The organism is Albibacterium bauzanense (genome assembly GCF_004339765.1).
Taxonomy (GTDB): Bacteria; Bacteroidota; Bacteroidia; order Sphingobacteriales; family Sphingobacteriaceae; genus Albibacterium; species Albibacterium bauzanense.
Map to the genome: position 1 here is coordinate 15,056 of NZ_SMGO01000003.1, position 26,536 is coordinate 41,591.

23 protein-coding genes and 1 riboswitch are annotated in these 26,536 nt (G+C 35.2%); of the genes, 8 read left to right on the top strand and 15 right to left on the bottom strand.

Going from position 1 to position 26,536, the window contains the following annotated elements; genetic code table 11:
• Positions 1-2: 2 nt before the first annotated feature.
• The 3 genes from C8N28_RS11430 to C8N28_RS11440 all read right to left on the bottom strand — a co-directional run bounded on the left by C8N28_RS11430 (position 3) and on the right by C8N28_RS11440 (position 2,532).
• The gene (locus C8N28_RS11430; protein WP_132225040.1) at positions 3-1,055 is read right to left on the bottom strand and encodes an AIR synthase-related protein; all 1,053 of its coding nucleotides are present in this window, start codon (positions 1,053-1,055) and stop codon (positions 3-5) included.
• 2 nt (positions 1,056-1,057) lie between these two features.
• Complete coding sequence (locus C8N28_RS11435) at positions 1,058-1,783, bottom strand: class I SAM-dependent methyltransferase (protein ID WP_132225042.1); 726 nt, start codon at positions 1,781-1,783, stop codon at positions 1,058-1,060.
• A gap of 68 nt (positions 1,784-1,851) precedes the next feature.
• Positions 1,852-1,950: riboswitch (TPP riboswitch) on the bottom strand.
• A gap of 27 nt (positions 1,951-1,977) precedes the next feature.
• Positions 1,978-2,532, bottom strand: coding sequence for a sugar O-acetyltransferase (locus tag C8N28_RS11440; protein WP_132225044.1), 555 nt, complete (start codon positions 2,530-2,532; stop codon positions 1,978-1,980).
• A 125-nt stretch (positions 2,533-2,657) separates the two neighbouring features.
• On the opposite strand from C8N28_RS11440, the gene C8N28_RS11445 reads away from it, so the two are divergent.
• The 3 genes from C8N28_RS11445 to C8N28_RS11455 all read left to right on the top strand — a co-directional run bounded on the left by C8N28_RS11445 (position 2,658) and on the right by C8N28_RS11455 (position 6,530).
• Positions 2,658-3,893, top strand: a complete 1,236-nt coding sequence (locus tag C8N28_RS11445; RefSeq protein WP_132225792.1) for a DEAD/DEAH box helicase — start codon at positions 2,658-2,660, stop codon at positions 3,891-3,893.
• A 221-nt stretch (positions 3,894-4,114) separates the two neighbouring features.
• Positions 4,115-5,089: a GlxA family transcriptional regulator gene (locus C8N28_RS11450; RefSeq protein ID WP_317127338.1), complete on the top strand. Its 975-nt coding sequence runs from the start codon at positions 4,115-4,117 to the stop codon at positions 5,087-5,089.
• An 85-nt stretch (positions 5,090-5,174) separates the two neighbouring features.
• Positions 5,175-6,530, top strand: coding sequence for an FAD-dependent oxidoreductase (locus tag C8N28_RS11455; RefSeq protein WP_132225046.1), 1,356 nt, complete (start codon positions 5,175-5,177; stop codon positions 6,528-6,530).
• A gap of 10 nt (positions 6,531-6,540) precedes the next feature.
• On the opposite strand, the gene C8N28_RS11460 is transcribed toward C8N28_RS11455, so the two are convergent.
• Positions 6,541-8,283, bottom strand: a complete 1,743-nt coding sequence (locus C8N28_RS11460; RefSeq protein WP_132225048.1) for an ABC transporter ATP-binding protein — start codon at positions 8,281-8,283, stop codon at positions 6,541-6,543.
• Between the two features lie 143 nt (positions 8,284-8,426).
• On the opposite strand from C8N28_RS11460, the gene C8N28_RS11465 reads away from it, so the two are divergent.
• Entirely contained in the window at positions 8,427-8,888 is a 462-nt protein-coding gene (locus C8N28_RS11465) for a VOC family protein (RefSeq protein WP_132225050.1), read from the top strand.
• Positions 8,889-8,920: 32 nt separating this feature from the next.
• Positions 8,921-11,032 carry a M3 family metallopeptidase gene (locus C8N28_RS11470; protein ID WP_132225052.1) on the top strand — a complete coding sequence of 704 codons (2,112 nt, stop codon included), beginning with the start codon at positions 8,921-8,923 and terminating at the stop codon, positions 11,030-11,032.
• A gap of 74 nt (positions 11,033-11,106) precedes the next feature.
• Here the strand turns inward: C8N28_RS11470 and C8N28_RS11475 are convergent, their stop codons facing one another.
• Both C8N28_RS11475 and C8N28_RS11480 read right to left on the bottom strand, forming a co-directional pair.
• On the bottom strand, positions 11,107-11,541 hold the full coding sequence (locus C8N28_RS11475; protein WP_132225054.1) for an META domain-containing protein: 435 nt from the start codon (positions 11,539-11,541) through the stop codon (positions 11,107-11,109).
• 53 nt (positions 11,542-11,594) lie between these two features.
• Positions 11,595-12,485, bottom strand: a complete 891-nt coding sequence (locus C8N28_RS11480) for a DUF3078 domain-containing protein (RefSeq protein ID WP_246012813.1) — start codon at positions 12,483-12,485, stop codon at positions 11,595-11,597.
• A 145-nt stretch (positions 12,486-12,630) separates the two neighbouring features.
• Between C8N28_RS11480 and C8N28_RS11485 the strand changes: the two genes are divergently transcribed.
• Positions 12,631-13,914, top strand: coding sequence for a M23 family metallopeptidase (locus C8N28_RS11485; protein ID WP_132225056.1), 1,284 nt, complete (start codon positions 12,631-12,633; stop codon positions 13,912-13,914).
• A gap of 10 nt (positions 13,915-13,924) precedes the next feature.
• Here the strand turns inward: C8N28_RS11485 and C8N28_RS11490 are convergent, their stop codons facing one another.
• From C8N28_RS11490 to C8N28_RS11515, 6 genes are all read right to left on the bottom strand, one after another.
• Positions 13,925-14,845 (bottom strand): hydroxypyruvate isomerase family protein, encoded by a 921-nt coding sequence (locus C8N28_RS11490; RefSeq protein WP_132225058.1) that lies wholly within the window; start codon positions 14,843-14,845, stop codon positions 13,925-13,927.
• A gap of 223 nt (positions 14,846-15,068) precedes the next feature.
• Positions 15,069-15,533 carry a 3-oxoacyl-ACP synthase gene (locus C8N28_RS11495; protein ID WP_132225060.1) on the bottom strand — a complete coding sequence of 155 codons (465 nt, stop codon included), beginning with the start codon at positions 15,531-15,533 and terminating at the stop codon, positions 15,069-15,071.
• Between the two features lie 54 nt (positions 15,534-15,587).
• Positions 15,588-16,067 (bottom strand): heme-binding domain-containing protein, encoded by a 480-nt coding sequence (locus C8N28_RS11500; protein ID WP_132225062.1) that lies wholly within the window; start codon positions 16,065-16,067, stop codon positions 15,588-15,590.
• Positions 16,068-16,205: 138 nt separating this feature from the next.
• Positions 16,206-17,450, bottom strand: coding sequence for a beta-ketoacyl-ACP synthase II (gene fabF, locus C8N28_RS11505; protein ID WP_132225064.1), 1,245 nt, complete (start codon positions 17,448-17,450; stop codon positions 16,206-16,208).
• Between the two features lie 78 nt (positions 17,451-17,528).
• Entirely contained in the window at positions 17,529-18,767 is a 1,239-nt protein-coding gene (locus tag C8N28_RS11510) for a hypothetical protein (protein ID WP_132225066.1), read from the bottom strand.
• A gap of 90 nt (positions 18,768-18,857) precedes the next feature.
• The gene (locus C8N28_RS11515) at positions 18,858-19,421 is read right to left on the bottom strand and encodes an RNA polymerase sigma factor (protein ID WP_132225068.1); all 564 of its coding nucleotides are present in this window, start codon (positions 19,419-19,421) and stop codon (positions 18,858-18,860) included.
• Between the two features lie 256 nt (positions 19,422-19,677).
• Between C8N28_RS11515 and C8N28_RS11520 the strand changes: the two genes are divergently transcribed.
• Entirely contained in the window at positions 19,678-20,355 is a 678-nt protein-coding gene (locus C8N28_RS11520; RefSeq protein ID WP_165870335.1) for a DUF4397 domain-containing protein, read from the top strand.
• Between the two features lie 163 nt (positions 20,356-20,518).
• Positions 20,519-21,052 carry an RNA polymerase sigma-70 factor gene (locus tag C8N28_RS11525; RefSeq protein WP_132225072.1) on the top strand — a complete coding sequence of 178 codons (534 nt, stop codon included), beginning with the start codon at positions 20,519-20,521 and terminating at the stop codon, positions 21,050-21,052.
• A gap of 65 nt (positions 21,053-21,117) precedes the next feature.
• On the opposite strand, the gene C8N28_RS11530 is transcribed toward C8N28_RS11525, so the two are convergent.
• From C8N28_RS11530 to C8N28_RS11540, 3 genes are all read right to left on the bottom strand, one after another.
• On the bottom strand, positions 21,118-21,879 hold the full coding sequence (locus tag C8N28_RS11530) for a 3-keto-disaccharide hydrolase (RefSeq protein WP_132225074.1): 762 nt from the start codon (positions 21,877-21,879) through the stop codon (positions 21,118-21,120).
• 38 nt (positions 21,880-21,917) lie between these two features.
• Positions 21,918-24,884: a PA14 domain-containing protein gene (locus C8N28_RS11535; protein ID WP_132225076.1), complete on the bottom strand. Its 2,967-nt coding sequence runs from the start codon at positions 24,882-24,884 to the stop codon at positions 21,918-21,920.
• A 96-nt stretch (positions 24,885-24,980) separates the two neighbouring features.
• Positions 24,981-26,522: a RagB/SusD family nutrient uptake outer membrane protein gene (locus tag C8N28_RS11540; RefSeq protein ID WP_132225079.1), complete on the bottom strand. Its 1,542-nt coding sequence runs from the start codon at positions 26,520-26,522 to the stop codon at positions 24,981-24,983.
• Between the last annotated feature and the right edge of the window lie 14 nt (positions 26,523-26,536).

A 26,536-nucleotide genomic window follows, 5' to 3' on the forward strand; every position in this document is an offset into this window, starting at 1 on the left:
AATTATTTCCATCCTTCCTTATAAGCATTAAAAAATGCAGTCCAATAGGGATCTTTCCCTGAATAAAGCAATTCGCTTTCTTTACTATCCTCTATTAATTTAATTCCCCTCTCCTTTTCTGTTAATTCACCGACAATAGCACAATCTATGTTTTGCTTTTTAAGTCGGTTTATAACATCCTTTTCGAAGCCCTTCTTTACTGCAATAATCATTGAACCTGCTCCAATACAATAACGTGGATCAATTGAAAACAAATCACATATTTGCTTTTGAGCTTCACCCATAGGTAAGCAATCATTATAAATACATGCTCCATTTTGGGATGCTATGGCCAATTCATAAATAGCTCCCAGAACACCTCCTTCTGTAACATCGTGCATAGCTGTTATTCCAGAATTATTAATATCTGAACCAACTGCCACTAAAGCATCATTAACTGATGAGGTTTTGTAAAATAAACCGCAACCATCATCATATATTTCTTTACCTAGTTTATTCTTTACTGTTTTAGGAAAGCTCATTGCTAAAATTGCTGATGAAGAAATAGCACATTGTTTAGTTACTAATAATACATTACCTGACTTAGCATTCTTAGAAATAAGTATATCCTTTTTAGGTGCAATGGTAGTTAATGTTCCACCGCCAGCAATAGTAGAATTCTGTCCCTCAATAAAGCCCGTATGCCCACCTGTAATAGCTATCTGTATTTCTTTACAAAACATATGAATGTAATTCCAGTATGTTTTAAAATCTGCTGTAGAGAAATGTGCTGGAAGATTTAATACAAATTGAGCATACATAGCAGAATGGCCCGTAGTTGCAATATCGTTTGCCATTAAATAAACAGAGAGCCAAGCAGACTCTTCTAGACCCAAGGAAGGAATTAACGATAATGGATCACTAGCCGTAGCCATTGCTAATCCATTCGGTAAATCAATAACGGCTACATCAACGCCAAAACCGGGTCCACAACTAACTTCTTTTCGATTATATCCACAGTTCTTAAGAATTGTATCTTCAAAAAAATTGTGTTGAATTTTACCAAGCTCTTTCATCTCTAATAGTCTACATCATTCAACTTGACATACAATCCAAAGAAATCGCCATAAGGCACGCTCCACTGCTGTACTGGGAACCATTTTGGCAAACCAGTACATGTCCACTCAATCGAATAATCTCTTCCTTTCAAAGCCTCATGTATAATATTGCTTAATCGTTGAGGAGTATAAAAAGTTGCAGTTACGTAAAATGGATTTTTACCAAATACTTGTTGCACACGCCTGCGAAGCACTTTTGGAGAATTACGATTCATCATTCCCATAGCAATGCCATATTTTGCTACTCTTGCAGCTTCTCGAATTACTTTTACAGGATCTTTGTAATACTCAAAAGTGGTTATAAAAGCCAAAGAATCAAACGTGTGATCTTTAAAAGGCATATGATGGGAATCTGCCATCACTAAATCACCTTCAAATAAATGAATAGCCTGTGAAAGCATTAAAGGCGAAATATCACCACCGGTTGCTTCAATTCCTATCTCCTTCCACCATCTGGTGAAACGTGTTGTACCGCAACCAAATTCCAATAATGTTTTTATTCGACTATCTTTGGAAACGAGCTGTTCCATAACCTTCTTTTGCCATACTTCAGCACGTTTATAACGTCCTTCATACCATTGCTCATACGTGTCCGTATTTTCACGATTAAAAAACCACTCTGGCCTGTTTTGCCAGTTCTGATGACTTTGAGGAATAAGTCCGAAATCTTTCTTTTGTATTTCCATTTCATATTTTGTTAAAAAACAAAAGCCCCAAATTCTTTTAATACCAAAAGATAATGGAGCCTAAAATGGAAATATCTTAGCTGCATCCCTACGTTGGCATTATCCAAATCAGGTATCGGGTTTTATCTCAGCCTAATCTTTTTGATTAAGCACCCCGTGCAATTGTTCTGCAAGATACTAAATGTTGAGATCTATTACAACCTCCGAATGACTTTACAAGGGTTACCTGCGGCAATTACATCAGATGGAATATCCTTAGTTACCACACTGCCCGCCCCAATGATGGTTCGATCTCCGATGGTCACACCCGGACAAATTACAGCACTTCCACCTACCCATACATCTTCACCTATTGTAATAGCTTTTGCAAACTCAAGACCGGAAGATCTTTCTACAGGATCAAGTGGATGAGTAGCAGTATATATCTGAACATTCGGACCAAACATGGTTCTACTTCCAATAGTCACTTTCATCACATCAAGTATCACACAATTAAAATTAAAGAATACTTTTTCTCCGGTGATGATATTAGACCCATAATCACAATAAAAGGGTGCTTCTATCCATATACCAGGTCCGGCATTTGGTATCAATTCTTTTATTATATCAGCTTGTAGCTCTTCTTCATCTTTTCTGCTATCATTCAACCTCTTTGTAAGTAATCTGGCTTTGACCCTTTCTTCAGCAAGTTGAGGATCACTTGCGTTATATAGTTCTCCGGCAAGCATCTTTTCTTTTTCTGTCTTCATATTCAAACCTAATATATTTATGTACCTTTGCAAAAAAATTAATCATTTTAGTTAACCATGCAGGTTTACTGATTCTTTTTAAGGAGCCTCTCTTAAAAAGAGAAATGACACTTAAGAAAAACAATTTGACATTCGAACAATTAAATCTTATTGAACCTTTATTAAAGGCAATTAAGACAGAAGGATACACAAATCCTACTCCCATACAAGAGCAATCTATCCCTGTTGTATTAGAAAAAAAAGACTTATTAGCCATAGCGCAAACCGGTACAGGTAAAACAGCAGCATTTGCTCTTCCTATTTTACAATTGCTCCATGGTAACCGTACAAGCCCGAGAACGCTGAAATCCTTGATTTTAAGTCCCACTCGTGAACTAGCTATTCAAATAGGTGAAAGCTTTGCCTCTTATGGAAAACATACTGGACTAAAACATACTGTTGTTTTTGGTGGTGTACCTGTAGGCAGTCAAATCAGCGCTTTAAGAAGTGGTGTTGACATTCTGATTGCTACTCCGGGCAGGTTGCTCGATTTGCTAAACCAACGGGCATTGAACTTAGCGCATATAGAGATATTTGTGTTAGACGAAGCCGACCGTATGTTGGATATGGGATTTATTAATGATGTAAAAAAAATAACAGCTAAAATTCCTCAAAAGAAACAAACTCTGTTTTTCTCTGCTACCATGCCTTCAGAAATATCTGGATTAGCAAATGGCATTTTAAATAATCCTATTAGAGTTGAGGTAACACCAATCTCATCTACTGTTGAGAAAATAACTCAAGCTGTTTATCCGGTTGAGAAAAAAGATAAGCCTTCTTTACTGATCCATTTATTAAAAGATAAAAAGATGACCAGTGTTTTGGTATTTACCAGAACCAAACACGGTGCAGATAAACTAGTAAAAGTTTTAAGTCGTGCTTCTATTTCTTCTGCAGCAATTCATGGAAATAAGTCACAAAATGCAAGGCAAAAGGCCTTAAGCTTTTTTAAAGAAGGAAAAATCCGCGTATTAGTAGCTACTGATATCGCTGCTCGTGGAATTGATGTCGATCAACTTAGTTATGTTGTAAACTTTGATCTTCCTAATCAAGCCGAAACATATGTTCACCGGATTGGCAGAACAGGGAGAGCAGGATTGAGCGGAAATGCTTTATCATTTTGTGATCATGAAGAAAGACCTTTTTTGCAAGATATAATTAAACTTACTGCACAAAAGATCCCTCTGGTTGAAGACCACCCTTATGCAATTACGTTTGGAAATACCATTGTAGTTTCAGCTAAGAAAAAGAATACACAAGCAAAAAAACCTTTCAAAGCTTTTAAGCAAGAAAATCGCAGAAAAGCACCTGCTTACAGATAAATCTCCTATTTCAGCTATCTATGAGTTACTCCTAAACAACTTATAGGTAGCTGATAATTCATTTCCCCATTGAATTATCATACTTCAGACCTCCCTTTATTTGTAAAATAATTTTAATATATTGTTGCATAATTAATCTCTTATACAGGCTATTTCAATAGATCGCGTTTAAGATATGCATAATACATATCTGGCTTTAATAGAGATTGATAAAATTATTAATGATGAAACATATCTCTTTGTTAATTCCACAAGGCAATTGTAGTCTAAGTAATTTAGAAGCTACTTATAAGATGTTTACAATGGCTAATGACTTCCTTATACAACAAGGCAAAGCTACTTTATTTGAGATAGACCTGGTAGCTCTCGAAATGGGAGGTCAAAGCAGCAATAGTATTTTTACGATCTCTCCTACAAAAACAATACAACAAATAGAAAAGACTGATTTAATAATCATTCCGGCAATTCATGGAAATTACAGGGAAATCATACAAGCAAACAAGCGTTTTGCACCTTGGATCATTAAATGTTATAAAGAAGGAACTGAGGTTGCAAGTTTATGTATTGGAGCGTTTTTACTAGCAAGCACAGGTTTATTAAACGGAAAGAACTGTACAACTCATTGGATGGCTTCTGCTGAATTCAAAACAATGTTTCCTGAAATAAATTTAATGGACGATAAGATAATTACAGATGAGCATGGCATTTATACAAGCGGTGGAGCTTACTCTTCCTTAAATCTAAACCTTTATTTGATAGAAAAATTTGCTGGCAGAGAAATGGCTATCTTACATTCTAAGATTTTTGAAATAGAAATTGACCGTACCAGCCAATCTCCTTTTATTATTTTTAGTGGTCAAAAAAGTCATAACGATGAGATTGTATTAGAGGCCCAAGAATGGATGGAACAAAACTACCAGGAAAAAATTAACGTGGATCAGCTCTGCGATCAATTTGCAATTGGAAGAAGAACTCTGGAGCGCCGATTTAAGAAAGCTACTGGTAATACAATGATTGAATACATTCAACGAGTAAAAATAGAAGTCGCTAAAAAACAATTAGAGACAGGCTACAAGAATGTAAATGAGGTAATGTATGAAACGGGTTATTCAGATGCTAAATCCTTTCGGGATGTCTTTAAAAAATCTACTGGCCTTTCTCCTATTCGTTATAAAGAGAAATTCATTCATAACTAAAAAACAGTATATCTTGATCTCTGTTTAAACAAAAGATACTGCTCTAATATAAATCAGGGCTAATTTAAGTAAAGCAAACATTGACATGGATCGCACCAAAAGACATTATAAAAATCTAATTATAGGTTTCGGTAAAGGGGGTAAAACTCTAGCTAGTTTTTTAGCTTCGCAAAAGGAACCGGTCGCTATTGTTGAACAATCAAATAAAATGTACGGTGGCACCTGTATTAATATAGCTTGCATTCCTACTAAATCACTCATTGTAAATGCTGAAAAGGGTGTTCCATATAATGAAGCATTAGCCATTAAAGATAAACTCACTTCTAGCCTTCGTCAAAAAAACTACGATAAACTAAACCAAGAAGGTACTGCAGATGTAATTACAGGGAAAGCATCTTTCGTGTCCAGTAATGAAATAAAAGTAGTTTTTCTATCGGGCGAGGAGATATTTATTACAGCAGATCGTATTTTTATCAATACAGGTGCTGAACCGAGATTCCCTAAAATAGCAGGTATTGATTCAAAGAAAATATTTACGAGTACGTCAATAATGGAACAACAACAGAAACCCGAGAAACTAATAATTGTTGGTGGAGGTTTTATTGGGTTGGAGTTTGCAGATATGTTTACAAAATTTGGCAGCAAAGTAACCATATTAGATGTTGCTGATGAATTTTTACCAAAAGAAGATGACGATGTAAGAGCAGCCATATATCAAGTACTTACAGACAAGGGAATTGATATTATAAACGGAATACAGTTACAACAAATAGAAGACATAAATGACAATACTGTAAAGGTCCATTTTAATCATGAAGGTAATAATATGACTATCAATGCCAATGCTGTATTGTTAGCTACAGGTAGAAACCCAAATACAGAAGGGCTGAACTTACAAGCTGCTGACATCAAAACCAATGAAAGAGGATATATTATAGTAAACGAAGAGTTAAAAACGAATATTCCTAATATATGGGCTATTGGCGATATTAATGGCGGGCCGCAATTTACCTATATATCATTAGACGATTTCCGAATTATCAAAAACCAATTAACAAACCATAAGTATACCTCTATCAAACAACGTGGAGATTTTCCGTCCTGTGTTTTTATTACCCCTCCACTAGCGCAGGCAGGTTTACGCGAAAAAGAAGCTATTGAACAAGGATATAGAATTAAAGTCGCCACGCTTCCTGCAAATGCAATTCCCAAAGCGGCCATTTTAAAGGAGATCAGAGGGATACTAAAAGCTATTATAGATGCAGATACCAACAAAATCTTAGGCTGTACATTATTCTGTGCAGAGGCTCATGAAATCATTAACATTATTCAATTGGCCATCAAACATGAGATACCTTATACTGCAATGCGAGATACGATCTATACTCACCCGACAATGACAGAAGCATTAAATGATTTATTTCAAAATGTTCCTGACTAAGTAGACCATATTATTTTCTTTCTCCCACCTGTTGCCGCCACATAGCATAATATAACCCTTTTTGCGCAAGCAATTCTTCATGAGATCCCGTTTCAGAGATCTTACCTTTCTCTAAAACATAAATCATATCTGCATGCATAATTGTAGAAAGCCTATGAGCTATAAGAATCGTAATTCTTTCTTTACTTGTTGATATCTCACGAATGGTATTTGTAATATCCTCTTCGGTGAGTGAATCTAATGCAGAAGTTGCTTCATCAAAGATAAGCAACCTAGGGTTCCTTAATAAAGCACGAGCAATGGATATTCGTTGCTTCTCTCCTCCAGAAAGCTTTAACCCATTTTCTCCTAATAGAGTATTAATACCCTTTTCCGATCTTTTCAATAAATAGGCACACGATGCTTTATTCAATGCCTCGATTACTTCATCGTCGCTTGCGTCTCCCTTTACAAATAATAAATTCTCTTTAATTGTTCCTGCAAACAATTGCGTATCCTGAGTAACAAAACCAATCTGTCTACGCAATTCATTATATCGTATTTCTGTAGAAGGAATACTATTAAAAAGAATTGAACCCGATACTGGCTTATAAAGACCTACTAATAATTTAACTAAGGTTGATTTACCTGATCCTGAGGGACCAACAAATGCAATCGTTTCACCAGAGCTCACCCTAAAAGAGATGTCATCGATCGCATTCATACTGGCTGTTCGATGGCTAAAAACAACATCTTTAAAAGACAGGCTTTTTAACAACCCTATTTCCTTTGGCGACTCAGGTCTTCGTTCAATAGGTTTTTGCATCAACTGGTCGAAACTAGTAATAGATGCTTCTACTTCCCGATAGCTAAGGATTATATTTCCTAAATCTTGTAGTGGTCCAAAAATAGAAGTAGAAATGAATTGCATAGCGATTAGTTCACCTGTACTTAATACTTCACGAAATATTAGCCAAAGAAGGATAAATAATACCGATTGCTTTAACAAATTAAGTGTCGTTCCTTGAAGAAAAGAAAGCGTACGCACTCGTTTTGTTTTCAACATCTCCAGATCATATATCTTTTGCGTTTGGGTATTTAGTTTTCGAATTTCAGGGAAAGTAAGTCCAAGGCTTTTTACCAATTCTATATTGCGTAAAGATTCAGTAATTACTCCTGCCATCTTGTTGGTCTCTTTATTAATAGATCGTTGAAAAACTTTGATCTTTTTGCTTAATAGCCCAGTTAACGAGCCAAGCAATAAAATACCGATCACAAACACAGGAACGAGCATCCAGTTTTTTGTAATCGAATACCAGATCAAGAACCCCATTCCTACAATGGATGAAAATAAAATATTAATAAAAGAATTAAGAAAGCGTTCTGTATCTGTTTTTGCCTTCTGAAGAATTGATAAAGTTTCGCCACTATGTTGTTCTTCATATTCTTGAAAAGAAAGCCGAAGTGTTTGCTTTAACCCATCATTAAAGATTTGCATACCAAAACGCTGAACTGCCAATCGAGTAAAATACTCCTGAAAAGCCTTCATGATTCTCGCTGCTACAGCAATTGCAATCGCAATTCCTAGCCAATAAAGTACTCCATTAATTAATTCCTGCTGACTTAGATTATTCGGATTGTTTGCATATTCATCAATTATTTTCCCAAAAATTATGGGATCAATTAAACTCAATAATTGTGCTATGGCAGCCAATACCAATGCCAGAACCACCCACCATCTTTGTTGCTTGAAATATTTCCAGAGAATCTGCATTATTATAAATATCCAATAAAATTTCAATTAGCCGCAATTATTAGGATAAATAATATTTAATGTTTTATCTTTAAAAATCAATAGCAGTATTTTCTGCAAAAAACACCATTAATCATTTACACATTAATCTTTAAAATTTAAGTATGAGAACATTTGCTCTAATGCTAACACTAATCCTTCCTTTTATTTTTTCAAATGCATCAGCTCAAACTACACCTGATCCAGAAAGCGCACGACTTGAACATATTGCTGTCTATGTAACTAACCTGCAAGAGAGTTCAGCCTTTTATAAAGCTGTCTTAAAACTGACTGAAATTGAAGAGCCTTTTAAAGATGGAAAACACGTATGGTTCACACTAGGTGCAGCAGGACAAATGCATTTAATTCAAGGTGCACAGAAGAAAATTGAACACGATAAGAACGATCATTTGTGTTTTAGTGTACCTTCTATTGATAATTTCATTGCAAGATTAGATCAACAAAAAATCGAATATACTAACTGGCCAGGTACTGAAAAAGCTCCTACTGTTCGTGTAGACGGTGTTAAACAAGTATACTTTCAAGACCCCGATGGGCATTGGATTGAAGTTAATGATGCAAGATAATTTTAATAAATTGCCTTCTTAAAATCGTTCTTATGAAAAAAAATCCACTATTCTTAATTTTAATAACTGGATTAAGCGTTTCCGCTTGTAATAATCAATCAGCCGGAACGAATGCCAGTGCAGACTTACAAAACAATCCCTTAATGGAGGAAAGCACACTACCATACTCTACTCCAGATTTCTCAAAGATCAAGGATGAACACTTCAAACCTGCGTTTATTGAAGCAATGAGGCAACAAACTGAAGCTATTAATGAAATTACTAGCAATAGTGAGGAACCCACCTTTGATAATACAGTACTCGCTATCGAAAAAAGTGGTGTATTATTAGAACGTGTAAGTAATCCTTTTTATGCTCTAACCGGCGCCAATACAAACGACGAACTAGAGGAAATCCAAGAATTTCTAGCACCAAAATTATCTGCGCACTACGATGCTATCTATCTTAACGACACTTTATTTCAACGCTTAAAAACTTTATATACCAAACGTTCAGAACTAGGACTAGATCAAGAATCTCTTAAGTTATTAGAAAACTATTATGAGGATTTTGAAATAGCCGGAGCAAACTTATCTGCATCCGATAAGGAGAAGCTAAAAGAAATAAACGCGAAAGAAGCTACTTTAACAACCAAATTCAATCAAACTTTACTAGCAGCAAATAACGCAGGTGCTATCATAATAAAAGACAAAGCTGAATTAGCCGGTCTATCAGAGAGTGAAATAAGCGCGCTGAAAGATTCAAGCAACTGGAAAATAACTTTACAAAACACAACCCAACAGCCCTTATTGCAATCCCTGGAAAACAGAGATCTTCGCGAAAAACTGTTCAAGGCTTCCTGGAATCGAGCTGATGGATCTAAAAACGATACCAGAGCTACCATTATTGAACTAGCTGAATTACGTGCTCAAAAAGCAAAACTTTTAGGCTTTTCTAATTATGCTGAATGGAGCTTGCAAAAAACAATGGCTAAAACTCCTGCCCATGTAATGAATTTATTTGATGGTCTAATTCCTGCTGCTACAGCTAAAGCCCGAAATGAATCTACCGTTATACAGGCTATGATTAAACAAAGCGGTGAGGATTTTGATTTAGAACCATGGGATTGGAATTTCTATGCAGAGAAAGTACGTAAGGCAAAATTTGATCTTGATGAAAATCAAATTAAACCATACTTCGAATTAAAAACAGTATTGGAAAAAGGTGTTTTCTTTGCCGCTGAAAAGCTCTATGGAATAACATTTAAGCAACGTACAGATATACCTACGTATCACGATGATGTACTGGTATACGAAGTATTTGAAGAGAATGGAGAACCCTTAGGTTTGTTTTATGGCGACTTCTTTGCACGTGAAAGCAAACGAGGTGGTGCATGGATGAGTAATTTAGTAACCCAGTCCAAATTATTCAATAAAAAGCCTGTTATATACAATGTATGCAACTTTACCAAGCCTTCAGAGGGTGAACCAGCTTTATTGACCTATGACGATGTAGTTACCATGTTCCATGAATTTGGACATGCTTTACATGGATTCTTTGCAGATCAAATGTACCCAAGTTTATCAGGCACTTCTGTGGCTCGTGATTTTGTTGAGTTTCCATCTCAATTCAATGAAAATTGGGCATTATATCCTGATGTATTAAAAAATTATGCTAAACACTATAAAACAGGCGAGCAGATTTCTCAAACATTAATTGATAAAATTGAAAACGCAGGAACCTTTAATCAAGGCTATGCATTAACAGAATATTTGGCAGCTGCCGATCTTGATATGCAATGGCATATGATTCCTGCTGATTTAAAAATAACCGATGCAAATCAATTCGAAAAAGATGCATTGCATAAAACAAAACTAGATGTTGTGCATGCAGTATCTCCACGTTATCGCTCAACTTACTTCTCCCATATCTTTGGAAGCGGCTATTCAGCAGGTTATTACTCCTATTTATGGACAGAAATGTTAGATCATGATGCATATAATTGGTTTGAAAATAATGGTGGTTTAACCAGAGAGAATGGTCAGCGTTTTCGCGATATGGTTCTTTCTCGTGGAAACACATTAGATTTAGAGGAAATGTACAAAACATGGAGAGGTAGTGAACCTAAAATAGAGCCTCTGTTGAAAGCAAGAGGATTGAATTAAGACTCCAATTCAAATAATAAGGAAGGGCTGAATAATTAAATTATTCAGCCCTTCCTTATTACAAACTATATTAACTATTGTTTCGCAAATCGCATCATTTCTATACCATCTGTATAAAAACTTAAGGTGTCACCATTTACTTTATAGGTTTCAACTTTCAGAAGCGTGCTTACAAAAGTAGCTTCTCCATTTCCCGGACAAGCCATCATTGTAGAAAGTGGATTATCAAACTTTATTTTATCATTATCCCTAACGATTGCACTACCGAAAGAATTGCAGCTGGTATTACCATTAATTTCATTTTTATCTAAATCAAAGGTAATAGTTGGCTTTTTCTCAGGATATAATCCTTCAAAGGCTATTCTAGGGCCTGTAATATAATTAAGAACCCATGTTCCTGCTAATGCAGTATCATCCTTATTGGCAGAATGACCTTTCAAAAGATTACAAGAGCTGATCATCACGCCAACTAAAAGAAATAAAACCAAAGTCGTTTTTTTCGTATTCATACGGATTATCTAATTAATATTCATTCAAAGCTGTTTCTCTTATAAAAACATTACTAGAATTTATAAGTAACACCAGCACCCAATATTTGTTTAACTTGTAAAGCTGGGCGCGTTCCTGATACTCCATCCTCTTCATAAGGAAGCATCGTATTATCATCATAAATTAATTGTACACCAGCATTTACTGTTACGAACCTATTCACTTTCATCAACAAATTTGCAGTATAATCCACATCCACATTTTGTGGATCTTCTAAATAATTAGAGTATAACTTTAATATATTTTCGAACGTTATGTTTTCTACAATTTCTCTTTTATAATAACCATTAAAAGAAGCACCAAACTCAAAGCGTGATTTTTCACCAGGATTAACACCATAGGCACCGATACTTGAAAGATAATCGTCTCCTACAAAAACAAAACGGGCTGCAGCTGGAGATACATTAAAATGAAAATTATCAGATTCCTTATAAGCCATACCAGGCCCAAAGCTTAAATAAGCAGGAGCAAATGCACCTGAAATAAGCTCTTTTGTACCGGCTGCATCATCGTATATATAACCATCAGTAAACTGTGTTTTGAAGTCGGCAAAAAAGGTATACAACCATTTCTCCGAGGCCTTATAACCTAATAAACTATTTAAACTAACCTGGTCATCATTCTTTCTCCAATCCCTATCTTTTTGTTTATTAAGACCATAACCCATAATTACTTTATTATCCCAGCTCCATTTATCTTTTTTATAATTAAAATCATAATTCAACATTAAATTTGCTGCAAAAGCATTTTCACCTCCTGCTGCCCAATTCGAAAAAGAACTCTGATTAATTAAAAAGGTGTTTTCACCATGGATACTCCAGCTTGAATCTGGCAAAGCAATATCTTGTGCATTTGCATTAAATATTAACGTAGCACTAATAATAGAAAGTAAGATTTTCTTCATTTTACTAATTTTAAGAATAAATTTTTGACCTTTAATTAAAATACATTCTAATACCAAAAACCATTCCATAATGTCTAAGCACAATAGTTAATATAAAAACAGGTATGATTTCTCAACATTTAATCAAATAACTTGTTCTGTATTTATGAGCAATAAAAGCATTTTTCTTATAGGCTGTGTATCAATTGTTATTACGATGTTTTTTTCCTGTAATAACAAATTCACTAACACGTTATTTAAAGGCAAAACTCCTCATCAGCAATACGAACAGCAGTTAATGGATGCCGGCTTAAATGGTACCGCTTTATTCAAACAATGGGTAAATGCTTCAAAACAAAGCATTCTTCAACCTATATCCATTGATGTACCTTATCTGGAAGAAGCTTACTTTGCAGCTGATAAACCAGATGCTGTAGCTTTTATTTTTGATGCCCGAAAAGGCGAGCAGTTACAAATAGAATTAGAACTACAGACACTAGATAGTACAAGGTTATTTATTGATTTATTTGAAACAATAGTAGATACAATTGAGCAACAATCTGCTATCTATTCAGCAGATACACGCGATTCATTAATAACTTATAACATTCAGGATGATGGCAGATATCTGCTTCGTATTCAGCCTGAATTATTATCTGATATTTCTTATAAACTTCAAATCACCGCGGAACCTTCTTTAGCAAATCCAGTTGAGTCAAGAGCCAAACAGAACATTGGCAGTTTTTTCGGTGATGGAAGAGATGCCAATTCAAGAAGACATGAAGGAATTGATATTTTCGCTGAAAAACTCACTCGCGTTGTTGCTGCAGCGAATGGTATAGTAAGCAGGGTTGGAACAAACAATTTAGGAGGGAAAATAATCTTTTTAAGACCCGAAGGTCAATCAATAAACTTATACTACGCACACTTAGATAGCCAACTTGTAACTACAGGGCAAATAGTAACTTTAGGAGATACTTTAGGATTAATTGGAAATACTGGTAATGCACGTACAACTCCACCACATCTTCATTTTGGAATATATACCCGGCAAGGTGCAGTTGATCCACTCCCATTTATTAGACCAGGTAAATCTAACCCTTCAAAAATCACTGCTGATACAAAACGCATTGGAGACACCGTTCGATCAATTAACAGCAGTATGATGGCCAATATTCCTTTGGTAATAAATGGTGTTGTTCAAAATAGTTATCGGGTTGTATTTCCAGACAAAAGCAAAACGTTCATCTTACAAAATCAAATTACAGACATAAGTAAGCCATTAAGAACTATCACTTTAAAACAATCTAAGATACTGTATGCTGAACCCGATTCATCCTCTGCCCATAAACAGAAATATCAATCCGGAATCCAGCTTACAGTAGCTGGAGAATATAATGATTTTTATTTTATAGAAAACAAATCAATAAAAGGGTGGATAAAACAGTAGAAAAGAAAGTCTACATAAAAGCATCTACTTCTCGATATGCTTCAATAAGACGTTGTTCTCCTTCTTTACCAGTACCTGATATACCATGCTCCATGCCAACAACACCCTTATATCCTTTCCCGTGTAAATATTTAAATATATTTTTATAATTTATTTCGCCGGTTGTAGGCTCTTTTCTTCCAGGATTATCTCCTGCTTGTATATAGGCGATTTCACTCCATGTTCTTTCCATATTGGCTATTAAATCTCCCTCATTACGCTGCATATGATATACATCATACAAAAGTTTACAAGAAGGGCTATTTACTGCTTTGCAGATCATATACGTCTGATTAGATGTTCTCAAAAATAAATCAGGCGAATCACTTAACGGTTCAAGTACCATAATAATACCATGTGGTTCTAATATCTCAGCTCCTCTTCTAAGTGCTTCAATAGTGTTTGCTGTTTGAATTTCAAACGAATGATTACGAAAAAAAGATCCGGGCACCACAGTGGTAAACTTAGCACCACATCGTTTTGATACCTCTATTGCCTGCCGACATCCTTTTAAAAAAATATCCACATTTTCTTGCTTTCCGGCAGCTAATGTATTTGCGCCATTTCCCCCTTTATCCAACACAAATACACCCATAGCCATTCCTAACTTAGCCAACAGATCACCTATTTTCTTTTGCTCTTCTGGCGACCTTCCCGCCATGCCATTATCTTCAATTCCACGAAAGCCCTGATCATACATAAATTGTATCTGATCCAGCATATTGTTCCCTGCTAAATTTTTAAACATTCCATCATGAGGGCCATAGTTTAAATTAAATGGTTGCCCTTCGGCAGCCTTTTGCATTTCTGTAGCACCCACAGCCAAACCACTGCTGGTCAGTAAGGCTCCTGTTGCCAAAAGTCCTTTTTGTAAAAACTCAGTTCTTTTCATTGTTTAAGTTGTTAATTACGAACATAATTCCGTGTTTAATAAATAATTGGCTATTATAATTACTGTAATTCACTAAAATAAACGATAATCTGGCAGAAAAACAAATACTGGGAGAATAAAATATGAATGGCAGAAAGAACATTGTTAGTTCAATGCCTAAGGTAAATTGAGAGAATATCCTCAATTATTTCCCGGTTTGGATCTGCTTAAATCCTGATAGAGTTTAATATACCTCTTCTATTATCTGAGAAACGCCATTGAAAACGAAATCATCGCCGCGTTCTTTTCCAATAAGAACCTGCCCTAAAGGTGTGGCTGGAGAAATTGCCATAAGAGATTGTCCGTGCACTTGCAGCTGACCAATACTAACGGCTATATAAAGCAATGCTTTGGAGGTTTTAACCAGTGAACCCGCACTAATCCGTTCACTAACTTTCACGCCCCTACATTGTTCTAATTGAAAAAGGATTTTTTTAGCCTCATAAAGCTGACTATTATTTCTATCAATATCTTGTTGCATCATTTCACGCGTTGTCTCATACTTATCCCCAGCGCTACTTTTTGTGTCATCCTGGCTCGCTTCGCGCGCTTGCAATAAAGCATGTTCCGCATTTGCTATTCGGCTTTTTATTGCCTCAAGACATTGCAAATAAACTGCATCTTTAAATAATTGCTTGCTAATTTCCATTTAATGAATCCTTAATCATATATCAATTAAGCACATCATTAAATTTTATGCTTATTAATTGATTTGAGCTAAATTTATTTCACTTATTAAGCTGTTAGCCCATTCAGTTAAAAGAGTTCTCTGATCGCTATTTAATTTCGTACCCTTATGAAGAATTGTATAAGATGTCAACGGCATCCCATCTCTCTCCATTTCTTCTTTCAGGTCTTCTGCCTTTTTAAGCTGTCGTTCCTTATTATATGAACCAAAATCACTAAAGTTCAAATGTCTTTTTCCATCATTAATGTGCCCCTCTAAAAACATTGCCGCAGGCTGTACATTAATATACCATGGATAATCGGTATTATTGCTATGACAGTCGTAACACGATTTCTGCAAAACACTCTCTACATCTGCCGGAACAGTATATAGATTGGTTATATCAGTTGCTAATTTTGTCGTCTGAACGTTACGTGGCGATTTCTTAATAAATTGAATGCCAACAACAGCGACTATAACAACCGCCCAAATGCTTAAACGTGTATTCCGTTTCATAATTTAGAATTAGAGGTTTACAATAATATTTGACAACAAAAATTTGCTATACTCAAATATAAATTATAGTATTCTAAATATGGACAGAATATGTAAAAGTTCTGTGACAGCTAATTGCCTTATAAAGACATTTAAAATCTATTTAAGCTTTTTAAATACAATAATTCCATTGTGTCCGCCGAAGCCAAATGTATTGCTCATCGTAACATCAATATTCTTCTCAAGCGCTTCTTGTCTAACGATATTAATATCAGCAGGAATTTCAGGATCTAAATCGGTTAGATTGATTGTAGGTGGCACAACCGAATGTTTGATTGCTAAAACACTGGTAATTGCTTCAATAGCACCTGCAGCACCCATCAAATGACCGGTTATAGACTTTGTAGCACTAATATGTAAATTCTTTGATTTATCTTTAAACAGCTTAGTTATTGCTTTTATTTCGCTAATATCGCCTACTGCAGTAGAAGTTGCATGCGCATTTAAATAATCTACATCTTCAGGGTTCAGGTTTGCATCTTCTAAAGCAAAACGCATAGCAGTACCAGCACCTTCGCCTTCAGGATGAGTAGATGTCATATGATAAGCATCAGCGGTCATAGCTGCACCACCAACTTCTGCATAAATGGTTGCATTTCTTGCTATCGCATGTTCATACTCTTCCAATATAAGCGCACCAGCGCCTTCGCCCATTAAAAAGCCGTCTCTTCCCGTATCAAAAGGTCTGCATGCAGCTTGAGGATCATCATTTCTTGTTGTCATAGCCTTCATAGAGCTAAAACCACCTACAGATGCTTCAGTTATAGGAGCTTCCGATCCACCAGTAACAATTACCTTAGCTTTTCCCCAACGGATATAATTAAAGGCATCCATTATAGCAGTATTCGCTGATGAACAAGCTGTAACTGTAGTATAATTAATACCCATTAGTCCATATTTTATAGAGATCATTCCTGAAGCCATATTGGCTATCAACTTTGGAATAAAGAATGGACTAAAACGTGGTTTGTAATCATTGTCGGCATATTCTCTAACCTGCTCTTCGAATGTAAGCATACCTCCTTGGCCAGAACCCCAAATAACACCTGTATCATATGGGTTCATGCTGCCAAAATCTAACCCAGAGTCTTCAATAGCCTCTTTCGCGGCTGCAAGAGCATATTGTGTAAAGGGATCTGTTCTTTTTAATTCAGCCCGATCAAGAAATAATGAAGGATCAAAACCTTTTAATTCACATGCTATCTGTGTGCGGAAAGCACTGGGATCAAATTTTGTAATTCTTCCAGCACCACTTCTACCATTTGTTAAACTATCCCAAAAAGTTTGAATATCGTTCCCTATTGGTGTTAAAGCGCCTATTCCTGTTACAACAACTCTTTTCATTTAATCTGTTTTAATCTCTAAAATTGACAATAATTGCAAAGATACAAATCTAGGGCATTCTACCTTCCTTTCATGTCTTTAAAACATCACTTTTATCTTCAATCCTGCATTCATCAATTTTACTTCCCTGTCTGATAGTTTACCTACCGGCACTTTAAGAAAAGGTTCAAGAAGAAGTTTTGTTTTACCATAAAAATCTTGTTTCTTACCTATAGAGAGATTAAAATAACCAATATTATTGTTTCCTTTAGAATCTGCTTCTTTAACAGGTTCCGTGTATTGTCTTGTAACCGTAGAATAAACAGTTGACTCTACCCCTGTTTTTGGATCTTTCACAAAGCTTTGTGAAACAACATCTGTTTCATATTGATAGGACTTATTTTCATCCAAAACCGTCAAAAGTGATACTCCCATAGATGCATAAAACCCATCACTTACCTGATATACAATCGACAATGGAATATCTAGAGCCTGCATAGAGGATTCAACACCAACCTTTCGGGTTGAAGAAGAAATTTCAACGGGCTTCATTTCATTAGCTGCATTAATCTTGGTAAAAACCAATCCGCTTGTCAGTGATACTTTATCAGAAAGTCGGCGTTCTGTGAAAACACCTCCACCATAATTCATTTTATCTGAAATAAAGGAAGAAGAAAGTTCAACCCCAAATTTCCAATTCTCATCATTATTAGGATTGCCTTCTCTATTTCCTATGTTTTCAGAGAGGAATACTGGACTCTCAAAAGGGCTAATTAACTCAATTTCTTTTTTGTTGCTATCAGGCCGCATCCTCTCAGCTTCCACTATTTGCTCTTTCTCTTCCACTTTAGAAACCTCCACTTCCGATGCAGCAATACTATTTATATTCTCTTCTTTTATACCTTTAATTTTAGATTCTGCATTAAAATGTTGCTGTGCTATTCGAGTATCTTGAACCTTAACTCCTTTATGAACTTCTATCTTCTCATTCTCTTCTTCCATCTGAGTTATTGGAGAAGATGAATCTGTACTTTCCTTACTCTCCCTATCATTAGATTTTTCCCTTTCAATATTTGTTATTTTTAATTGACTATCTGAATGATACGCTTTAAATACTGAAACAATTGATATTAAAAGAATCAATGATGCAGCCACAGCCATTATTCTCCTAATGCCTAAAAAGGACGTTCTATTAAAATCTTTTGCAGGTATCGATATCAGTTCCGTGGCTTGTTTTTTTTTGCAAAACTTTTCCCAAGCCCCTTCCTCATATGGAAGCTCATAATTCATGAGAGTCTCTCTGATCTCTTCAATTATTCTATCTTCTTTGTTTTTCATCAGAATAATTTGTTTTCTTAAGCGATGAAGCTATCATGAGTGTTCATCATCTTCTATTTGTAAGTTACTGAACTCATGATGGTTCCATATCTATTTTACAACTGACTTGAGGTATAAGCCCCTAAGTTTTTCTTTTGCTCTTGTTAAATAAACCCTGCTTGAACTGGATGGGATTTCAAGCATCTCTGCTATCTCCTCATGATTAAAACCTTCAATTTCATATAAACTAAAAACCGTCTTATGCATAGGCAAAAGCTTATTTAAAAGACCCATAATATCTGCCACATTCAAGCTATCATCGTAACTTTGGCTATAAGATCTCTCATGTTCATCCGACAACTCTTCATAATAAAGTGTAGATTTTCTTTTACGAATCTCATTCAAAGCCGTCCGAACCGTAATCTTTGCCAACCATGCTTTAAACACCTTATTAAAGTTGTTTTCATCATCACAAGTAAAAGATTCCATATGATTAAATGCCTTCATAAAACTATCATTTACAACCTCTTTTGCTATATCACGACTGGTTATATACCGCAATGACACACCCATAAGGTAACCCCAATAGTGTTTATATATCCGTTCCTTTAGGCGCTCATCAGCCTCCTTCAAGCATTTCGAAATATCTCGTATTAAATCGGTTTCAGCACTCAATTTTACTGCTTAACATAAGTATTAATGATATAAGCCGGCATCATCTGCTCTTACCATTATAAAACCCATTTTTAAGGAAAGTGCTACAAAAAATATTATTTAGGTCTATGAAAATTCATGAATAATATTTTTGAAATCTTTTGTAGCAGATTAGATTTCTACTGTGTTTTGGCAGCAAACAGTATTTATTAATTAACAAAAAACAATAATTATGAATTTCTATCAAAACTTAAAAAACGTGTCACTTTTAAAAACAATGAAACTGCCAATCCTTTGCTTGGCTTTAGCGGTTACTTATTCATCTTGTAGTGATGATGATAATCCTATGCCTAATCCTGATACTGCTATTGTATCTGTATATCATGCATCACCAAGTACAGATTCATTAGATTTCTACCTTGATGCTAAAAAAGTAAACTCAAAACTTGTCGGTCTTGGCGATAGTATCAATTATGTAGAAGCCTTTATTGGCGACCGCGTTGCAGAAATCAAAGGAAAAGACGGTGCGTCTATCTTTAAAGAATCGATCAAGCTCGAAAAAGACAAAGCCTATTCATTGTTTATAACAAATGAAAAAGACAAAGATGATGCAGAATATGTACAAATCACTGATGACTTGACAAACCCTGCTGAAGGAAAAGCAAAAATAAGATTTGTACACGTTTCTCCAGATGCAGGAAAGCTTAACCTAGCTGTAACTGGTGGTGAAGACCTATTTACAGATAAAGAATTCAAATCAGCCACTGAGTTCAAAGAAATCACTGCAGAAAAACAATCTTTCGAAGTAGTTGATCAAGAAAGCAATGCTGTATTGTTTACTTTAGAAGATGTGGATATTAAAGCTGGAAAAATATATACCATTTGGGTAAAAGGCTTAAAAGACACTGAAGACGATGCTCTGAAAATTGAAGCTATGGTGTACAACAATAAATAAGCAAGACAATATTAAAAAAGCAAGAGGAGCCAATCATTTTGATTGGCTCCTCTTGCTTTAGAACCAATTATATGAAGCATTTTTATATTTTTGTAACTTAATTATTATTGCTATATTGTTTTCTATACATAATAATAAACCATAGAAGGCAATATAAAGTAATATGATTGACCTATCCATTGAGTATTTGTTTCGAAAACATTATTCGCGATTATGTCATTTCGCCTGGCAAATACTCAGCGACAATGAGCTAATTGAGGATATTGTACAAGATGCTTTTATGGGATATTGGAACAATAAACATACCATAGCAAATAATGATATTGCTATAAAAAACTTCCTCTATACTTCTGTCCGACATGCCTGTTATAACATCATTCGTCGAGAAAAAGTAGAACAGCGATACCACCTGCTCAATCAAACTGAAACTGTTGAAGAGCTCCAAACAATAGCAAAAATTATCCGGGCTGAAGTAATGGATGAGATTTATAAAATTATCCAAACTATGCCAAATGGATGTCAATCGATATTTCGATTGGGATACTTAGAAGGATTAACAAACCCTCAAATTGCTGAGCAACTGAATATAAGTATCAACACAGTAAAAACTCAGAAACAACGAGGTCTAAAAATCATTAAGAGTAAACTCAGTCCTGAACTATTCTCTCTTCTAACTCTTGTATTTATAGAAGGGTAAATCATGTTATTAAGAAGAAAGCCAAGAACGACTGTTCTTGGCTTTCTTCTTAATAACAATTCGCTTTAAAGCTTACGTATCCAGATATTTCTAAAACTTATTGTTTCTCCATGATCTTGTAACATTATAGGACCGTCTCCATGTGCTTTATATTTTGGTATACCTATATAAGCACTATTCCCTTTATATTCTGAATTATTTTGAACAAGTACCCCATTATGCAGTAAAGTCAAACGAGCAGGACTAAATAAAGCACCATCCTCTTTAAATCGAGGGGCAATGTATATTACTTCATAAACATTCCATTCCCCTGGCATTTTCATCGCATTTACTAAAGGTGGAACTTGTTTATATAAGCTACCGGCCATCCCATTCACATAAGTTTCATTATTATATGAATCAAGGATCTGCAACTCATATCCTCCCTGCATTATAATTCCACTATTTGAACGATGCTGACCATCACCAACTACTTTAGCAGGCGTTTGCCATTCTATGTGTAATTGGAAGTCTCGGAAATCATCTTTTGTATAAATAGAACCTCCACTCTTCACTACAGTTAGGACATTATCTGTAATATTCCATTTTGGTATCTCCCCATTTCTAGTTTTCCATTGAGACAAGTCTTTTCCATTAAAAAGAACAAGGGCATCCGAAGGAGCCTCCTGACCAATACCTGGCGTAACTACTCGCGGTTGGGGTTCCCATACTTCAGTCATTTCCGGAACCATTTTCGGAACCTCAGCTACTTCTTTCGTTTGCGCATAAGTGTTGATTACATATGGTGTAATCAATGAAACCAATATATATTTAATGTATTTATTCATATTATTTATTATTAAAATTCATTTAAAATGATGTGCTTTTATTCGTTCGGTATATTATTCATTGTGTACCATGCCTCTGTTGACCAAAGAGTTGTATCAGATTCATTCACCATTGTTTCTCTATTGAGACGGAAATAGAGAACATATTTTTCTTTCATTGTTGGTAATTCTAAAGTCACCTTCTTTCGATCGGGCGATACAATAATATTCTTTATTTCTAAAGTCTCTTCATCTAAGTTTGGTCCTCCATAATTTCCAGTAGGTTCGTACCTCCATTGTTGAATATTATAATCAGTTGCCTTAGTACCAACCCCTGGCTTTAAAGGTTCAGTAAATTCAATTTCAACGCCATTGGATTTAGCTTTGATCGAGAGCATTTCAAAAGTAGATTTATGATTAAAAACAATCTTTTGCAAACCATATCGCAATTTTCCATTTTGTCCCCAATTGCCACCATTCCCTATACCACCAATATAAAGAGCACTATCTGGCCCCCATATTATACGGTTTACACCAGCTTCAAGTCCTTGAGTAAACCGGAATACAACTCCTTGATATTCTCCATTAATTTTCTCAGCAAATACACGTTTAATTCCTCCAATCGTAACATCTCCATGAATCATTTGATTCTTATAAGGTCCAACATTGAATTTAGCAGGCTGACTTGGAGAATTACCAATCTTGTCATGTTCCAAGTAAACTACAGGAAGTGTTTCTTTCATATTAGCTGTTTCTTCCATATGTCCTGCACGTGAACCATACCATGCCCCTTCAGTCACATGAACAATTTTATTTGCAGGTAGCCAATCTCCTTGATTATCTGCGATAAACATTTCGCCATCAATACCAAAACCAATACCATTTGGTGTCCTCAAACCTGTTGCAATGAATTCTATTGCACCTGTATCTTTTGAAATCTTAAAAACCTTACCTCTATCTGCTGCTTGAACTGGAGCCGATGGTCCAGGACCATTTAAAGCTAATGACAATGTTCCATAAAAATATCCATCTTTATATTCCAAACCGAAAGCAAATTCATGATTGTTGTTTGTACCTTTCCAACTATTATTAATTGTTCGGTATTCATCTATAATACCATCACCATTTAAATCAATCAACTTAGTCAACTCTTGCTTTTGTAGTACGTAAATCTCATCATTTACCACTTTTAACCCCAAAGGTTCCTGTAAGCCGTAAGCAACTCTTGTTACCTTAATCTGATCTGGATTATTACCTTTCACTCCATCTAAAACATACACTGCTCCAACAGAATCCCACGTACTTACAACTAGTTTACCATCTGACATAAAATCCATACCAGCTACCTTTGGTTCAAAACTATCAGGTCGAGCTTGGAATAATGTAAAACTTGGATGAAGATCTTTAAGAGAAGCTCCATCTCCCGGAAAATTAATTACTTTTTTAGCTAAAACCTCTGGCCGATTATTTGTTGCTTTAATCTGCGTATCTTTAAATGTAAAAACTTCAGCAGGAATAACAGTATAAGTATCTGTACCATATGGACGCCATTGTAAAGACATCCTTTTTTCACCACCTCGCTTATAATATTCATAAACAAAAGGATGTTTGCCTGCCTTTAAATCAATAACACCTTCCTTAACAGCAGCCATATTTCCTTCAGTCTCAATTATCATTTTGTCATCAATAAAAAGTCTAGTCCCATCATTACTTGCAAGTCTGAATTCTACCTTTATATCTTCTTTTATATTTAAATATCCACTTGCTTGAATAGCAAAATTTCTTTCGAAACCCTTAAAGTTTTTCTCAAAATCATCATTATATGCATGCAAAATATTTGCATAACCAGTTAATTCAGGAATGTTATTTCCTGTAATTTGAGGAAACCCATATAATTCATAATCTAGTTTATAAAGATTAAGAGCAACACCTGGCTTTTCAATCGATACGCTATTAATAGCGGTTGGTTGTTGAAAAACAAAGTCTTGGTTTGTATCCGGCATTATGCTCCTCAATCGATTTTCACTCGCTGAATCAATGTTCAAAATATAAGAAATCATTGCATTAGCATCAACAATTGATAGTTCAGAATGAGGGATCATCGGAACTTCACCCCAATTACCTACAGTTCCTTTAATTACATGTTCAATTAATAAATCATGATTGGCCTTAGTATTTCTATAACGCGAAGCAATCGAACGAAAAGATGGTCCAATTATTTTATTGTCAACATCATGGCAGGTTAAACAACTCTGGCTTGCAAATAAAGCTCCTATAACATCTTCCTTTTCTACTGTTTCTACAATTAGAGGAGCAATAGGCTTTGGTGTGATATTAATAGAAATCGAAGTCTCTTCATTATTCTTTAAAAAGAGGGTGCCATTCATTAGCAAATATTTCTTACCCGAAATATTCTCTACCTCCTCTTTGTGTAATACAAATTTCCCATTTGTATTTACTTGCTCCTTAGACTCAATAGAGCTAACATTCATCTTTAATCCTACGCTAATACCTTCAGGTATTTCCGAGGTTTTAAATACCCTTGTAAATCCCACCTTATTGTCACTCTTAGGATAAAATTCAGGTTGTTCATCCACCTTAATAATCCCATTATTATAATGCAGCTCATATTTCAGAGTAATTTGGTCATTAAGAACAGTATGACCTTTATAATGTATTTCAGGTGTAATTTCAGAACCATTGGCAATAATAATCCATGGATTTCCTTCTGGCTCTTCCATATAGGTATTACCATTTGAGATAGGCAGACCACTTTTACCATATACTGCACCTCCTAAATGTACACCACCTACCCAGACCTTATATAATGAACCAGTTTCTGTACTATAAGCAACCCAAAGTTTATCATTCAATCCTATGCTTATCATCCTCATTCTCGAGTCCAGATTTGATCTTACAATCCAATCTTTGGGTCTGTCCACATTATTTCCCTTATAATTAAAGGAATATAAAATGGTAGCGAAGCAACTCACTAGTATTATTGCTATAAATTTAATGTATTTCATCTTTTAACGGTTAATTTGTATGAGATCAAAATATCCCAATTGACTTTGTAAATGCTTCAAATTCAATTGGGATACATCTACAATAACATCCTTGAATTAATTATATCCTGGATTTTGGTCAAGGTTCGGATTACTTGCCCTTGCTGTAGAGGGAATCGGAAACAATTTCTCTGTGATAAAATCAGTTTTCCCTTTAAATAATTGCGGATCAGCAAATGTACCAAATCGTATCATATCAGTTCTACGGGTCATTTCTAAAGAAAACTCTCTACCTCTCTCATCGTAAATATCCTTTAATGTTAAAGTTGTATATAACTTTGAAGGATCGTCATTGAATGCTCTACCTCTGATAAGGTTAACATTACTAATGGCTTCAGCCATAGTTCCATTAGTAGCTCCTCTTAATATAGCTTCTGCCCTCATCATATATATATCGGAATATCTGTATATTACAACATCATTGTTTGCATTATTCCCTAAAGCATTCTTATCCGGAGCATATTTAATATTCCTTGCTCCAGCTAGTTTACCTAAATTATCTGCACCTCCTACATCATAAGCAGGGAAATAATAGGGATCAAGAACTATATTAACACCATTAAATACCAATGGTGTACCATCTTCATTATATTGTTGTCCATACAACCACTGCTTTTTACGAATATCATCATCATCATAAGAATCTAAGAATGCAGGTTGTGTGCACCAACCATTCCAACCACCTGCTTGCAATCCAAAAGTATAACGATGTGCCGAATGCAGCATTTTCTTAAATAACCAATTGCCAGTAGCCTTTTGCGCATCAAAAGGTATTGCCCAAATTATCTCTTTATTCGCAGGTCCATTAGTAGGACTGAACATATCAAAATAGTTAGCTGAAGACGATAATGTATACGCATTCGAACCAATAACTGCATCACTATGCTCAACTACTTTATTCCAATAAGTTTTACCTGCATAAACCTCAGCATTGAGATAGATTTTCGCTAATAAAGTATGTGCCATCCATTTCGTAGGACGACCATAGGTTGTAGCATTTACATCTTCTGATAAAAGATCAACGTTAGCCTCGATCTCTCCTACAACAAATTCAAACACCTCTGCTCTAGATGATTGAGATGGTGCTTCTGCCTTATCATCAAAAGTGGTAACAATAGGTATATTTCCAAATGCATCCAACATAGAATAATAATACCAAGCCCGCATAATTTTGATTTCTGCAAAAGTCCTTTCCTTTTCTGGTGACTCTGGTGCGCTTTCTAAAGATTTTAATATTCTATTACAAGTAGCAATAGCTCCAAATCCCCAATTCCATGAATTTTTCATTAATTCGTGAGAAGCTGTCCATTCATGATAGTGCATAACCTTCCATTTACCTCCATCAAACCAATCTCCTCCACGTGCAGGAATCAAGACTTCGTCTGTCCCAGTTGATTGCAAATCAAAATAATTATTATCAAAGAATTTTTGGGCCGCAACATAAATTGGCCCTGTTAATACTGCATACTGCTCAGGAGTACTCGGAAAATTCTTGTCGGTATACACCGAATAAACATCTTCATCCAACTTCGTACAAGAAGTTAGCATTAATAGGGGTACCATGAATGTAGATAACCCTTTTATAAATATATTTTTCATCTGCTTTTAGATTT

What these genes read in the sequence shown, in the direction of transcription:
- C8N28_RS11535 (WP_132225076.1), bottom strand. Translation starts at nt 24,884, where the DNA reads ATGAAATACATTAAATTTATAGCAATAATACTAGTGAGTTGCTTCGCT.
- C8N28_RS11440 (WP_132225044.1), bottom strand. Translation starts at nt 2,532, where the DNA reads ATGAAGACAGAAAAAGAAAAGATGCTTGCCGGAGAACTATATAACGCA.
- C8N28_RS11455 (WP_132225046.1), top strand. Translation starts at nt 5,175, where the DNA reads ATGGATCGCACCAAAAGACATTATAAAAATCTAATTATAGGTTTCGGT.
- C8N28_RS11525 (WP_132225072.1), top strand. Translation starts at nt 20,519, where the DNA reads ATGATTGACCTATCCATTGAGTATTTGTTTCGAAAACATTATTCGCGA.
- C8N28_RS11500 (WP_132225062.1), bottom strand. Translation starts at nt 16,067, where the DNA reads ATGAAACGGAATACACGTTTAAGCATTTGGGCGGTTGTTATAGTCGCT.
- C8N28_RS11430 (WP_132225040.1), bottom strand. Translation starts at nt 1,055, where the DNA reads ATGAAAGAGCTTGGTAAAATTCAACACAATTTTTTTGAAGATACAATT.
- C8N28_RS11450 (WP_317127338.1), top strand. Translation starts at nt 4,115, where the DNA reads ATGATGAAACATATCTCTTTGTTAATTCCACAAGGCAATTGTAGTCTA.
- C8N28_RS11480 (WP_246012813.1), bottom strand. Translation starts at nt 12,485, where the DNA reads ATGAAGAAAATCTTACTTTCTATTATTAGTGCTACGTTAATATTTAAT.
- C8N28_RS11490 (WP_132225058.1), bottom strand. Translation starts at nt 14,845, where the DNA reads ATGAAAAGAACTGAGTTTTTACAAAAAGGACTTTTGGCAACAGGAGCC.
- C8N28_RS11540 (WP_132225079.1), bottom strand. Translation starts at nt 26,522, where the DNA reads ATGAAAAATATATTTATAAAAGGGTTATCTACATTCATGGTACCCCTA.
- C8N28_RS11460 (WP_132225048.1), bottom strand. Translation starts at nt 8,283, where the DNA reads ATGCAGATTCTCTGGAAATATTTCAAGCAACAAAGATGGTGGGTGGTT.
- C8N28_RS11495 (WP_132225060.1), bottom strand. Translation starts at nt 15,533, where the DNA reads ATGGAAATTAGCAAGCAATTATTTAAAGATGCAGTTTATTTGCAATGT.
- C8N28_RS11510 (WP_132225066.1), bottom strand. Translation starts at nt 18,767, where the DNA reads ATGAAAAACAAAGAAGATAGAATAATTGAAGAGATCAGAGAGACTCTC.
- C8N28_RS11475 (WP_132225054.1), bottom strand. Translation starts at nt 11,541, where the DNA reads ATGAATACGAAAAAAACGACTTTGGTTTTATTTCTTTTAGTTGGCGTG.
- C8N28_RS11520 (WP_165870335.1), top strand. Translation starts at nt 19,678, where the DNA reads ATGAAACTGCCAATCCTTTGCTTGGCTTTAGCGGTTACTTATTCATCT.
- C8N28_RS11470 (WP_132225052.1), top strand. Translation starts at nt 8,921, where the DNA reads ATGAAAAAAAATCCACTATTCTTAATTTTAATAACTGGATTAAGCGTT.
- C8N28_RS11485 (WP_132225056.1), top strand. Translation starts at nt 12,631, where the DNA reads ATGAGCAATAAAAGCATTTTTCTTATAGGCTGTGTATCAATTGTTATT.
- C8N28_RS11530 (WP_132225074.1), bottom strand. Translation starts at nt 21,879, where the DNA reads ATGAATAAATACATTAAATATATATTGGTTTCATTGATTACACCATAT.
- fabF (WP_132225064.1), bottom strand. Translation starts at nt 17,450, where the DNA reads ATGAAAAGAGTTGTTGTAACAGGAATAGGCGCTTTAACACCAATAGGG.
- C8N28_RS11435 (WP_132225042.1), bottom strand. Translation starts at nt 1,783, where the DNA reads ATGGAAATACAAAAGAAAGATTTCGGACTTATTCCTCAAAGTCATCAG.
- C8N28_RS11465 (WP_132225050.1), top strand. Translation starts at nt 8,427, where the DNA reads ATGAGAACATTTGCTCTAATGCTAACACTAATCCTTCCTTTTATTTTT.